We start from the raw sequence: 13041 nt of genomic DNA on the forward strand, positions 1-13041 counted from the left end.
TTTATCCATTGTTGCGGCTACCTGTCGCCCGTTCCAATGAGGCCATTCCCGGGCCTGCGAATCCATCATAAACACAGCGCATGCCCGGCGTCTCAAACGAACAAAAAGGGCAAAGACATGGCGACGTGCGGCGAAGTATTGGTCAAGTTACTCGAAAACTACGGGGTCGAGCAGGTGTTCGGCATTCCGGGGGTGCATACCGTGGAGCTGTATCGCGGGCTGGCCCGTTCGAGCATCAACCACGTCACGCCACGCCACGAACAGGGCGCCGGCTTCATGGCCGACGGCTACGCCCGCACCAGCGGCAAACCGGGTGTGTGCTTCATCATCACCGGCCCTGGCATGACCAACATCACCACCGCCATGGGCCAGGCCTATGCCGATTCGATCCCGATGCTGGTGATCTCCAGCGTGCAATCGCGCAGCCAGTTGGGCGGCGGTCGCGGCAAGCTGCATGAGCTGCCGAACCAGGGCGCACTGTGCGCCGGTGTCGCGGCGTTCTCCCACACCCTGATGTCGGCGTCGGAATTGCCGGGCGTGCTGGCTCGCGCCTTTGCACTGTTCCAGGCCGGCCGTCCGCGTCCGGTGCACATCGAAATTCCATTGGACGTATTGGTCGAAGAAGCCGATGACCTGCTCAGCAGCCTGCCGGTCAATATCGACCGTGCCGGTGCTTCGCCGAGCGCTGTTTCGCGCATGACTGAATTGTTGGCCGACGCCAAGCGTCCGCTGATTCTCGCCGGTGGCGGGGCCATCGACGCGGCCGTCGAGCTGACTGAACTGGCCGAACTGCTGGACGCGCCGGTCGCCCTGACCATCAATGCCAAGGGCATGCTCGCCTCCGGTCACCCGTTGCTGATCGGTTCGACCCAGAGCCTGGTCGCCACCCGTGCGCTGGTCGCCGAGGCCGACGTGGTCCTGGCCATCGGCACCGAACTGGCCGAGACCGACTACGACGTGACCTTCGCCGGTGGCTTCGAAATTCCTGGCAAGTTGCTGCGCGTCGATATCGACCCGGACCAGACCGTGCGCAACTACCCGCCGCACGTGGCATTGGTGGCCGACTCGCGCAACGCCGCCCAGGCTTTGCTCAGTGCCCTGTCGCACAAATCCCTGGCCGAGCGCAGCAACGATTGGGGCCAGGTGCGTGCCGCCCGTTTGCGTGAAGACCTGTCCGCGACCTGGGACGCACCGACCCTGGCCCAGACCCGTTTCCTCGAAACCGTTCTGCAGGAATTGCCGAACGCGGTATTCGTCGGCGATTCGACCCAACCGGTGTACACCGGCAACCTGACGTTCAACCCGGAGCGTCCGCGTCGCTGGTTCAACTCGTCCACCGGTTACGGCACCCTCGGCTACGCCTTGCCGGCGGCGATTGGCGCCTGGCTGGGTGGCCGCGTCGAAGGTGGCGCGCGTCCTCCGGTGGTGTGCCTGATCGGCGACGGTGGCCTGCAGTTCACCCTGCCGGAACTGGCCAGCGCCGTTGAAGCGCGCACCCCGGTGATCGTGCTGCTGTGGAATAACCAGGGCTACGAAGAGATCAAGAAATACATGGTCAACCGCGCCATCGAGCCGGTAGGCGTGGACATCTACACCCCGGACTTCATCGGTGTGGCCAAGGCATTGGGTTGCGCCGCCGAAGCGGTCAGCAGTGTCGAGCAACTGCGTGGCGCATTGCGTATCGCTACCGATCGCCAGGGCCCGACCCTGATTGAAATCGACCAGACCCAGTGGATGCAGGCGGTGTCGAAATGACTTTCCCTACGACCCTGGATGGCCTGTACATCAACGGCCAATGGTCGGCTGGTAACGAACACCTGCGGGTGATCAACCCGGCGACCGAAGCCCTGTTGACCACCGTGAATGGCGGCGATGAACGCGCGGTTGATCAAGCGGTGAGCGCGGCGACCCAGGCGTTCGCCGACTGGTCGAAAACCACGGGCGCCGAGCGCGGCGCGATCCTGCGCAAAATCGCTGTGGGCGTGCAGGCCAACCGTGAAAAACTGATGCACTTGCAGTCGAGCAACAACGGCAAGCCGCAATTCGAAGCCGCGATCGACGTCGATGACGTGATCGCCACGTTCGAGTATTACGCCGGTCTGGCCGAAGGGCTGGACGCAAAACAGGACAGCGCGATAGAGCTGTCGACCGACGACTTCAGCGCTCGCCTGCGCCGCGAGCCCTGCGGTGTGGTCGGCCTGATCGTGCCGTGGAATTTCCCGATGGTCACCACCGCGTGGAAACTCGCCCCGGCCCTGGCCGCCGGTTGCTGCGTGGTGCTCAAGCCTTCGGAAGTGACGCCGCTGCCGGAGCTGGAACTGGCGGCGATCATCGCTGAAGCCGGGTTGCCTGCGGGCGTGTTCAACCTGGTGTGCGGCACTGGCCTGGCCGTTGGCGCGCCCCTGTCGGCAGACTCGCGCATCGCGAAAATTTCCTTCACCGGCAGCAATGCGGTCGGCGTGCAGGTCATGCAACGAGCGGCTGAAACCGTCAAGGGCGTGAGCCTGGAACTGGGCGGCAAATCCTCGCTGCTGGTGCTGGCCGATGCCGATATCGACCTGGCGGTGGAAGTGGCCTGTGGCGGTGGTTTCTTCAACGCCGGGCAGATGTGCTCCGCCACCAGCCGCGTGCTGGTCGCCGATGAACTGGCCGATGAATTCTTGAGCCGAGTGAAAGCTCGTGCAGAAGCCATTCGCGTGGCCGACCCGTTCGACCCGAACGTGGAAATGGGCGCCCTGGTCAATCAGGCGCAATACCAGCGCGTGCTCGGTCACATCGATCGCGGTTTGAGTGCCGGCGCTAAGCTGGTTTGCGGTGGCAATCGCCCGGCCGACCTGCCGCGCGGATATTTTTTGCAGCCGACGGTGTTCACCGAAGTGCCCCTCGACAGTGCGCTGTGGTGTGAAGAGATTTTTGGCCCGGTGATCTGCGTGCGCCGTTTCGCCTCTGAAGCCGAGGCGATTGCCCTGGCCAACGACAGTCAGTTTGGCCTGGTCGCCAGTGTGGTGACGCGCAATGCACAGACCGCTGACCGCGTCGCCAACGCTTTACAGGCGGGGCTTGTGTGGATCAACGCGCCGCAGGTGATCTTCCCGCAGACCGCCTGGGGTGGCTACAAGCAGAGCAGCATCGGCCGCGAATTGGGGCCGTGGGGCTTGCAGGCTTTCCAGGAAATCAAACACGTGATCCGGGCCGTCTGAAGGCACTCTCCTGTAGGAGCGAGCCTGCTCGCGATGGACGTCAACGATAACGCGGGGAGTCAGACAGCCCGCGTCGTTCATGCGTCATTCGCGAGCAGGCTCGCTCCTACATGAGGCATGCGCTGGCGTCATGGCTTCAATGAGTTTTTATCGATAGTCAGGTGTTTTACACGACCTCAGGATGAACCCGCTGGCTCAGCCAAACCCCCGAAAATACGGGAGATAACGCTGGTCCGGTCGCGCGGATGCAACAGTTTCGACCTGCCTTATACCTACAAAAACAAAGGGAGTCCGTAATGGGCGAGCATGATCTGAACAGACGTCAATTCATCAAGACCGTGGGCGTAGCCTCGGTTGCAGCGGCAGCCATGAGCATGCCGTTCATCAAGGCCAATGCCAGCGACACACGTTTTGCCGGCAAGACCTTGCGTTTGCTGACCTGGTCGGATGACACCGGCCTGGCTGCACTGCGCAACATCGCCGCGACGTTCGAAGACAAGTACGGCTGCAAGGTCATCGCTGACCGCACCGGCAGTACCTCGGAAATGGTCGCCAAGCTCAAGGCCGGTGGTGATCGTCCGCAGTACGACATCATCACCCTGGCAGGCGTCGGTGCCGAAGGTCTGGCCGCCGCCAACCTGCTGGAAAAACCCGACCTCAACCGCATTCCCAACCTCGTCGATGTACCGGAGAAATACCGCACCGGCGCCAATGGCCACGGCATCGGTTACCTGCTGTGGTGCAACAGCCTGGTCTACAGCACCCGCACCCAGAAAGAGGCTCCAACCAGCTACGCCTCCCTGTGGGATGCCGACGCGGCGCCGAACATCTTCCTGCCGCCGCCAAACTGGACCGAGGCCATGGACCTGATCATCATCGCCGCCAAACTGGCCGGTGGTGACGAACACAACATCGAGCCTGGCTTCAAGAAACTCGCCGAGCTGAAAGATCGTGTGGTGACCCTGGGTGAAAACCCGAACCAGATCGCCGAACTGTTCCGCACCGGTTCCCTGGACATGGGCGGCCTGTACGCACCGGCCTTCTTCCCGAAACAGATCCGCGATCCGGCCTACGGCCTGGGCGCCACGTTCGGCATGAAGGAAGGTTTCTACACCGACCTGATGCTCTCGGTGATGCCGAAGAACCGTCCGGGCGATACCGACATGGCCTACGCCTTCATCAACCACTCCCTGGACCCGCTGGTGCAGGGCAAGATGGCTGAAGACATCTACAACGGCCCGGTCAACGCCAAGGCGATCATCTCCGCCGAAGCACGCAAGAGCCCGTACATCCTCACGCCGGAGCAGATTGCCGAGAAGGCGATCATGCACGACAACGCCTTCCTGGCCAGCGTGCATGACCAATGGATTCGTCGTTACACGGAAATCTTTTCTTCCTGATCGAGTGACGTACACAGGGTCTTCAAACACTGAAGATCCCCTGTGGGAGCGAGCCTGCTCGCGAATGCGTCAGCACATTCAGTATTGATGTGACTGACACACCGCTTTCGCGAGCAGGCTCGCTCCCACAAGGGGGCTGATGCGTCTGGAAGTCTTGTGTCTGTCAGCTGCTTTCCATTGACGAGACCCTTTGCTATGGAACACCAACCTTTGACCCATTCGGTCAGCGCCGCTGAGTCGCGCCCGAGTCGGGGTGTTTCGCCGACCGCGCGCGCCTGGCTTTTCCTCACGCCGTCGATGCTGTTTCTTGGCGTACTGATCGCCGCGAGCCTCCTGGTACTGCGCATGAGCGTGGGCACCAAGGGCGCGGAATGGTCCGGGTTCAGCCTGGCCAGTTACGCCCAGTTGCTGGAACCCTATTACCTCAAGTCGCTGATGCTGACCCTGCGCCTGGCGCTGATCAGCGCGGTGATCGCAGTGATTCTGGCGATCCCGGTGGCCTACACCATGTCGCGCCTGACCTCGCCGTTCGTGCGCCGGATCTTCCTTGCGGCGGTGTTGCTGCCATTACTGGTCAACCTGTTGCTGCAAAGCTACGGCTGGCTGGTGATCCTCGGCCCAGGTGGCATGCTCAACCAGGCACTGATGGGCCTGGGCCTGATCAAGCGCCCGATCATGCTGTTGTACAACCAGAACGGCGTGTTGATGGGCCTGGTGCAAACCGCCTTCCCGCTGGCCGTGTTGCCGATTGCCAGCGCCATGCGCGGCGTCGCCCGCAGCTACGAAGAAGCTGCCGCCACCCTGGGCGCCAGTCGCTTCCAGGTGTTCCGCCAGGTGGTATTGCCGATGAGTCTGCCGGGGATCATTACCGGTGCGACCCTGGTGTTTGCCTACAACGCCAGCAGTTTCGTGGTGCCCTTGCTGCTCGGTGGCCGGCGCGTGCCGATGCTGGCGGTGATGGTGCATGACCAGATCGCTCCGCTGATGAACTGGCCCGCCGCGTCCGCTGCCGGTGTGGTGCTGATCGTCACCACCCTCGCGATCATGACCCTGTCCGAATACATCACTGGCCGCCGTCGCCGCATGCTGGAGGCTTCGCAATGAGTACCCTGATCAAGAAGCGCCAGTTGTTGCCGGGTGATACCGGCAAGTTTGCCGGCATCCTCTCGGGCTTCATCCTGTTGCTGGCGGTGTTGCCGATCCTGACCATGATCGTGATGTCGTTCAGCGGCGCGTCGAACCTCGACTTCCCGCCGAGCAGCTACAGCCTGCAATGGTACAAGGCCGCCTGGCACACCTTCGTGTCGCCGGACGCCAGCGACGTCCTGAGCCTCGGCCAGGCCATGAGCACCAGCCTGCTGGTGTCGTGCCTGACCATGATCTTCGCCACGATCATTGCGGTGCCAGCGGCCTACGCGTTGACTCGTTGCGAGTTCCGCGGCAAGGCCGTGGCGCTGCAACTGATGTCGTTGCCGCTGGTGTTCCCGATGGTGGTGTTGGGGCTGGCATTGCTGCTGGTGTTCGACAGCCTGCCGTTCCACATGACCACCTCGCGCCTGGTGATTGCCCACGTGATCCTCGCGTTGCCGTTCGTGGTGAAGAACTGCACGGCGGCGATGCTCTCCATCGGCAGCGAAGTCGAGGAGGCTGCGCAAATGCTCGGTGCTTCACCGCTGCGGGCGATTGTCGATGTGGTGGTGCCGTTGATGAAGTCGGGAATCCTGGCGGGCATGCTGCTGGCGTTCATCGTCTCGTTCAACGAATTCACCGTGACCTATTTCCTCTACACCATCGACGTCATGACCGTGCCGATCTGGATGTACAGCCGCACCGTGTCTTCGCTCGACCCAACCGTATTTTCGTTTGCCGTACTGATCGTGCTGATCGACTTCGTCCTGATCTGGGCGCTGGAGAAGCTGGTCGGTGAAGGTGGCGTTTCGTTCTGATTTCTTGAGGTGATTCACATGTCTGGTCTGATTCTGGAAAACGTCGAGAAACATTACGGCTCGGCCTGCGCGGTAACGGATGTGAACTTGCATTTGCCCGAGGGCAAACTGGTGTGTTTCCTCGGCCCTTCGGGCTGCGGCAAGACCACCTTGCTGCGCATGATCGCCGGCCTTGAAACCCTGACCGGCGGCGAGATCCGCCTGGACGGCGAAGACATTGGCAACACCCCGGCGCACCTGCGCAACTTCGGCATGGTGTTCCAGTCCCTGGCGCTGTTCCCGCACATGACGGTCGGGGAGAACATCGCCTATCCGCTGAAGCTGCGCGGGGTCAGCAAGGCTGACCAGCAGGCGCGGGTGGTGGAATTGCTGGAGCTGATCCAGCTGCAAGCGATGATCAATCGTCCGGTGGCCAAGCTGTCCGGCGGCCAACGCCAGCGCGTGGCGATTGCCCGGGCGATTGCCTCGCACCCGAAAATCCTCCTGCTCGATGAACCGCTGTCGGCACTGGACGCCAAGCTGCGCGAGTCGATGCAGGTGGAAATCCGTCAGCTGCAACAACGCCTGAACATCACCACCATCATGGTGACCCACGACCAGCGCGAGGCCATGACCATGGCCGATATCGTGGTCGTATTGGGTGAGCACAAGGTGCAGCAGGTGGGCACGCCGATCGAGATCTACCGCCATCCGGCCAACGAGTTCGTCGCGGACTTCATTGGCTCGGGCAACATCTTCCCGGCCACGGTGCTGGGTAACGGCAAGGTCAGCTTGCCGGGCGGCGATGCGCTGCAAGTGCCGATCTGCAGCAGCATTGTGGCCGGTGAAAAGGTGAAGATGCTGATTCGCCCGGAAGACCTGCAACTGTCGGCTCCGCAGGCGACCGCGGGCAACCGCTTGCTGGGCAAGGTGACGTTCGTACGCGATATCGGCGCGACCATCGAGACCACGGTGGAGTGTTCCGGGGTTTCGTTTACCGCGCTGAGCACGCCTTGCCAGGGCTTTGGCTTGAGCGTTGGTCACCCGGTTTCGGTGACCTTGCCGGTGGAGGCTTGCCGGGTACTTGGTGCCTGATCCGGATTTGATGCTGTTTGTGCTGGCCTCATCGCGAGCAAGCTCGCTCCCACAGTAGATCTGAAGTGTTCACAAGTATTGTGTTCACAGGAGATCCAATGTGGGAGCGAGCTTGCTCGCGATGAGGCAGGTACTGCTTGCAAAGAAACAAGCTCAAACCGATAACCGCAACCGCGCCAGATCCCTTAACGGCGGCGCCCCGAACAACCGGCTGTACTCCCGGCTGAACTGCGAAGGGCTTTCATACCCGACCCGATACCCCGCCGCCGAAGCCTCCAGTCCTTCGGCCAGCATCAACCGCCGCGCTTCCTGCAGGCGCAACTGCTTCTGATACTGCAACGGACTCATCGCCGTCATCGCCTTGAAACGGTGATGCAGCGTCGACACGCTCAGGTTCACTTCCTTGGCCAGATCATCAATGCGCAACGGCTGTTCAAAATTGCCATTGAGCCATTTGATCGCCTGGCTGATGCGATGGCTCTGACTGTTGGCGATGGCGATTTCGTACAGCCGATGCCCCTGTTTGCTGCGCAACAGGCGATAGAGGATCTCCCGGCGAATCAGCGGTGCGAGCATGGCGATGTCTTTGGGCGTGTCCAGTAACCGTGCCAGGCGCAGCACGGCGTCGAGCATCGCGGTGTCGAGTTTTTCGACATACAGCCCGCGCCCGGCCGGCCGGGTGGGCACGCCGAGGGGACCGGCGTCGGCGATCAGTGCGGTGATTTCCGTCGGGTCGATGTCCAGGCGCAAGGCCAGGATCGGTTCCTCGGCCGAGACATTCACCACGCGCCCGCTCAGTGGCATCGAGACCGAGACCACCAGGTAGTTCAACGGGTCGTAGTTGAAGTACTCGTTGGCCAGCTGAACTTCCTTGCGCCCCTGGGCCATGATGCACAGTGCTGGCTGCGCGAGCACCGGGGCGAATTCGTGGTTCTGGCTGTGACGGGACATGAACAGCGAGCCGATGGCCGTGGCATAACTGCCATCTTCGGCGGTGTTGCGGCGGATGATGGCCGCCAGTTCCGCGCGTTGCTTTTCCATGTCGGTGTCCAGCGGGGCTTGAAAGTGATCGAGCGACGACATGCGCGGCATCCTCGGCAAGGCATGAAGGGAGTGGTGCTGAGCATAAGTTTGTGCAAGCGGCAGCGGTAGACACATCCTGCCAGATGCTTGCCTGATTCTGCCTGGTGGCGACCGGCGGTGTAGCCACTAGAGCCTTGTGCCGCAAGAACTTGCTTGAAACTCGTATGGCAGAACCGTGACAGGGTTTTACAGCTTGTTACAGGCTGGCGATGCAGTTTCGCAGGATTGTGCAACGCGCCGGCAGGAATCGACTAACGAGACAGGCGTCGCGGCCCTTAACCTTTGATCCTGTCGCAGCCCGTCCCCCGGCTGCCACGCGACTCCCCGGGAGGGTTGAACATGTCCACGCAGATCCCCGTCAGTCATATGGCCTTCGTTCGAGCGCGCGCCGGGCGCTCGGCGGAACTCGGTGTGCGCCTCAGCGCCCTGATCGAACCGTCCCGCGCAGCGCCAGGCTGCCTGAGCTTTGCCTTGCAGCATTCGCAGTGCGACCCGGAACTGTGGCTGGTGTCCGGTTTCTGGAGCAATCAACAGGCCATGACCGCGTACTTCAGCACGCCGGCGATGGAGATTTTTGCCGAGCTGGTGCAGGAGCTGGTGGTCAACAGCCTGGATTTCCACACCTTCAAGGATGTCTCGGCGGCGCAGGCCCTCGGTCAGTCCGCAGCGGCGGTACACAAACTGGCCGGTTGAGGGTTTAATGACGGCATTCTCAACCAGCCAGGATGCGCGACATGGCACGTAAAGCCTTTGATCACTTCGAAGCTGTTTCCGCTGTAGTACCGGGCGAGGGTGGTTATCACGCCGCTATCGCCGTCAAAGCGCTGGGTGGTGCCGGCGCCCCGCGTTTTCACAAAGTGCTGGAAGGGCAGATCTTCAAGACCGCCCATGACGCCGACCTGGCAGCGGCCAAAGAGCTGACCCACCTCAAGGACGTCAAAGAAGACGCCGACCTGCTCTGGTAGTCACTTCACCGCCCCGGGCGGTACATCTTGAACAAGGCCTCAGGCCCCAGCTGGAAATAATCCGCTGGCCCACCGCCGCGCAGAATCGGTTCTGCCGCGGCGGTGTCGTATACCCCATCCTTCAACAGCCATTTGGCGATATGCACGGCGACCACTTCGCCGAGAATCAGCCAGCTCGGCACTACATTGCCGTCCGCCCGTTGCAGCTGAATGATCTGCGTGACCTTGCACTCGAAGGACACCGGGCTCTCGGCCACCCGTGGCACCTGAATGACCTTCGATGCTGCGGTCGTCAGCCCAGCCAGTTCGAACTCGTTGACCTCAGGTTTGACCATGGCGCTGCTCTCGTTCATCTGCTCGGCCAGCGGCCGGGTGGCCAGGTTCCAGGCGAACTCGCCGGTTTGCTCGATGTTGTTCAGGCTGTCTTTGCGCCCGACGCTGGAAAAACCAATGATCGGCGGAATGTAGTTGAAGGCGTTGAAGAAGCTGTAGGGCGCCAGGTTCAAGCGGCCCTCGGCATCCTGTGAAGAGATCCAGCCGATGGGGCGCGGGCCGACGATGGCGTTGAACGGATCGTGGGGCAGGCCGTGGCCGTTGGCGGGTTCGTAGAAGTGGATGTCGTCGGGCATGGGATTTCCAGAGCTTTCGGGAGACGTTCATGGTGCAAGCACGCGCCGCAGATTTCCAGTCGGATTCGGTACTTGAGTCGATGAGATCCAATGTGGGAGCGGGCCTGCTCGCGATAGCAATTTATCGGTCGAAAAGTAAGTGACTGAAAGATCGCTATCGCGAGCAGGCTCGCACACAGGGATTGAGGGTGCACACACGTTTTGTGAGCGACTCAATTTCCTGTGGGAGCGGGTTTGCCCGCGAAGACGGCAGTACAGGCGCTACAAGAGCATCAGAACAACACCTTCGCCACATCTGCAAACTTCTTGGCAAAGTGCACGGTAATGCCTTCCTTCAGATACTCCGGCAGCTCCTCGAAATTGCCCTGATTCGCCTCCGGCAGAATCAGTTCGAAAATCTTCTGCCGCCGCGCCGCAATCACTTTTTCCCGCACTCCGCCAATCGGCAGTACATGCCCGGTCAACGTCAGTTCGCCGGTCATGGCCACGCCTTTTTTCGGTGGCTGATTGCGCGCCAGCGAAAGCAGGGCACTGGCCATGGTCACGCCGGCGCTCGGGCCGTCTTTCGGCGTGGCGCCTTCCGGTACGTGCAGGTGGACGAAGGCCTCGTCGAAGAACTTCGGATCGCCGCCATAGGATTTCAGGTGCGAACTGACGTAGCTGTAGGCGATTTCCGCCGACTCTTTCATCACGTCACCCAGCTGGCCAGTGAGCTTGAACCCACGGTTGAGGGTGTGGATGCGCGTGGCTTCGATCGGCAGGGTCGCGCCGCCCATGCTGGTCCAGGCAAGGCCGGTGATCACGCCGACACCCGACAGCACCTGCTCGTTGCGGAACACTGGTTTGCCGAGGGACGTTTCGAGGTCTTTCGGGCCGAGCTTGATCACAGCCTTCGGCTCGTCGAGCAGTTTCATCACCGCTTTGCGCACCAGTTTGCCGAGGTTTTTTTCCAGCTGGCGCACGCCGGCTTCACGGGCGTAACCGTCAACCAACGCCTTGAGCGCGCTGTCGCTGATGCTCAGGCTGCCTTTCGACACACCGGCTTTCTCAAGCTGCTTGGGCCACAGGTGACGCTTGGCGATGGCGACTTTTTCTTCGGTGATATAGCCCGACAGGCGAATCACTTCCATCCGGTCCAGCAACGGGCTGGGGATCGAATCCAAAGTGTTGGCGGTGCACACGAACAACACTTTCGACAGGTCCATCCGCAGGTCGAGATAGTGGTCGAGGAATTCGACGTTCTGCTCCGGGTCGAGGGTTTCCAGCAACGCCGAGGCCGGGTCGCCCTGGTAGCTTTGGCCCATCTTGTCGATCTCGTCGAGCATGATCACCGGGTTCATCACTTCGACGTCTTTCAACGCCTGCACCAGTTTGCCCGGCTGCGCGCCGATGTAGGTGCGGCGGTGGCCCTTGATCTCGGCTTCGTCGCGCATGCCGCCGAGGCTGAAGCGGTAGAACGGGCGGCCCAGGGTTTCGGCGATGGATTTGCCGACGCTGGTCTTGCCCACGCCCGGCGGTCCCACCAGCAGCACGATGGAGCCGCTGATTTCGCCTTTATAGGCACCGACAGCGAGGAATTCGAGGATGCGGTCCTTGATGTCGTCGAGGCCGGCGTGGTGTTTGTCCAGCACCTTGCGCGCGTGCTTGAGGTCGAGTTTGTCCTCGCCGTACACGCCCCACGGCACTGAGGTCGCCCAGTCGATGTAATTGCGGGTGACCGCATATTCCGGCGAGCCGGTTTCGAGGATCGACAGCTTGTTCATTTCCTCTTCGAGGCGCTTCTGCACCTGTGCTGGCAGGACTTTGCCCTCCAGCCGCTGTTCGAACTGTTCGAGGTCGGCACTGCGGTCGTCCTTGGTCAGGCCCAGCTCCTGCTGGATGACCTTGAGTTGCTCCTTGAGGAAGAACTCGCGCTGATGCTCGCCGATCTTGCGGTTAACTTCGGCGGAAATCTCTTTTTGCAGGCGCGCGACTTCGACTTCCTTGCGCAGCATCGGCAGGACTTTTTCCATGCGCTTGAGCATCGGCACGCAGTCGAGGATTTCCTGCAGCTCACTACCGGTGGCCGAGGTGAGCGCGGCGGCGAAATCGGTCAGCGGCGACGGATCGTTGGGGCTGAAGCGGTTGAGGTAGTTCTTCAGCTCTTCGCTGTACAGCGGGTTGAGCGGCAGCAGTTCCTTGATCGCATTGATCAGCGCCATGCCGTAGGCCTTGACCTCGTCGGTCGGCTCGGTGGGCTGGTGCGGATATTCGACTTCCACCAGGTACGGCGGGCGGTGATGCTTGAGCCAGGTCTTGAGGCGTACGCGGGTCAGACCCTGGGCGACGAACTGCAGTTTGCCGTTCTCGCGGCTGGCATGGTGCACCTTGACCAGCGTGCCGTAGAGCGGCAGGGCCGAGGTGTCGAAGTGGCGCGGGTCTTCCTGGGGGCTGTCCATGTAGAACAGGGCCAGGGAATGGTGTTCGGACTTGGCCACCAGGTCCAGGGTCTCGGCCCACGGCTCTTCGTTGACGATAACCGGCAGCACCTGGGCCGGGAAGAACGGGCGATTGTGAATCGGGATGATGTAGACCTTGTCCGGCAGGTTCTGGCCAGGCAGGGCCAGGCCTTTGCCAGGTTTGTGCTGTGGGGCGTTTTCCGGGTCGGCGTATTCGCTTGGGGCTTCGGGGAATTCCTGCTGGTCGCTCATGAGGGCACCTGCGCAATGGGTATGGGTCTTAGATGGGGCAGGTTGGCGGTGGTT

At 61.7% G+C, this 13041-nt stretch carries 11 protein-coding genes; 8 read left to right on the forward strand and 3 right to left on the reverse strand.

Features of this window, described 5'->3' with window-relative positions; all coding sequences use genetic code 11:
• The first annotated feature begins 117 nt into the window (after positions 1-117).
• From WHX55_RS05080 to WHX55_RS05105, 6 genes are all read left to right on the forward strand, one after another.
• Positions 118-1755 carry a 5-guanidino-2-oxopentanoate decarboxylase gene (locus WHX55_RS05080; RefSeq protein WP_353742165.1) on the forward strand — a complete coding sequence of 546 codons (1638 nt, stop codon included), beginning with the start codon at positions 118-120 and terminating at the stop codon, positions 1753-1755.
• A complete protein-coding gene (locus tag WHX55_RS05085) occupies positions 1752-3200 on the forward strand; it encodes an aldehyde dehydrogenase family protein (RefSeq protein ID WP_353742166.1) in 1449 nt (482 codons plus the stop codon). The genes WHX55_RS05080 and WHX55_RS05085 overlap by 4 nt, the downstream gene beginning before the upstream one ends.
• A gap of 296 nt (positions 3201-3496) precedes the next feature.
• Positions 3497-4600 carry an extracellular solute-binding protein gene (locus WHX55_RS05090; protein WP_095057092.1) on the forward strand — a complete coding sequence of 368 codons (1104 nt, stop codon included), beginning with the start codon at positions 3497-3499 and terminating at the stop codon, positions 4598-4600.
• A gap of 195 nt (positions 4601-4795) precedes the next feature.
• Positions 4796-5704 carry an ABC transporter permease gene (locus tag WHX55_RS05095; protein ID WP_095942818.1) on the forward strand — a complete coding sequence of 303 codons (909 nt, stop codon included), beginning with the start codon at positions 4796-4798 and terminating at the stop codon, positions 5702-5704.
• Entirely contained in the window at positions 5701-6546 is an 846-nt protein-coding gene (locus WHX55_RS05100) for an ABC transporter permease (RefSeq protein WP_056726099.1), read from the forward strand. The genes WHX55_RS05095 and WHX55_RS05100 overlap by 4 nt, the downstream gene beginning before the upstream one ends.
• An 18-nt stretch (positions 6547-6564) precedes the next feature.
• Complete coding sequence (locus WHX55_RS05105; RefSeq protein ID WP_150757246.1) at positions 6565-7620, forward strand: ABC transporter ATP-binding protein; 1056 nt, start codon at positions 6565-6567, stop codon at positions 7618-7620.
• Positions 7621-7773: 153 nt separating this feature from the next.
• Here WHX55_RS05105 and WHX55_RS05110 read toward each other — a convergent pair whose 3' ends face one another.
• Positions 7774-8703 carry an AraC family transcriptional regulator gene (locus tag WHX55_RS05110; protein WP_353742167.1) on the reverse strand — a complete coding sequence of 310 codons (930 nt, stop codon included), beginning with the start codon at positions 8701-8703 and terminating at the stop codon, positions 7774-7776.
• 339 nt (positions 8704-9042) lie between these two features.
• Between WHX55_RS05110 and WHX55_RS05115 the strand changes: the two genes are divergently transcribed.
• Together WHX55_RS05115 and WHX55_RS05120 are read left to right on the forward strand one after the other, a co-directional pair.
• A complete protein-coding gene (locus WHX55_RS05115; protein WP_150728062.1) occupies positions 9043-9396 on the forward strand; it encodes an antibiotic biosynthesis monooxygenase family protein in 354 nt (117 codons plus the stop codon).
• A 41-nt stretch (positions 9397-9437) separates the two neighbouring features.
• Positions 9438-9668 (forward strand): hypothetical protein, encoded by a 231-nt coding sequence (locus WHX55_RS05120; protein WP_056726096.1) that lies wholly within the window; start codon positions 9438-9440, stop codon positions 9666-9668.
• 5 nt (positions 9669-9673) lie between these two features.
• Here the strand turns inward: WHX55_RS05120 and WHX55_RS05125 are convergent, their stop codons facing one another.
• Positions 9674-10297, reverse strand: a complete 624-nt coding sequence (locus tag WHX55_RS05125; RefSeq protein WP_353742168.1) for a flavin reductase family protein — start codon at positions 10295-10297, stop codon at positions 9674-9676.
• Positions 10298-10569: 272 nt separating this feature from the next.
• The gene (gene lon / locus WHX55_RS05130; protein ID WP_353742169.1) at positions 10570-12987 is read right to left on the reverse strand and encodes an endopeptidase La; all 2418 of its coding nucleotides are present in this window, start codon (positions 12985-12987) and stop codon (positions 10570-10572) included.
• Positions 12988-13041: the final 54 nt, after the last annotated feature.

Origin of the sequence: Pseudomonas fluorescens (assembly GCF_040448305.1) — a bacterium.
In the GTDB taxonomy this organism is placed as follows: domain Bacteria; phylum Pseudomonadota; class Gammaproteobacteria; order Pseudomonadales; family Pseudomonadaceae; genus Aquipseudomonas; species Aquipseudomonas fluorescens_BH.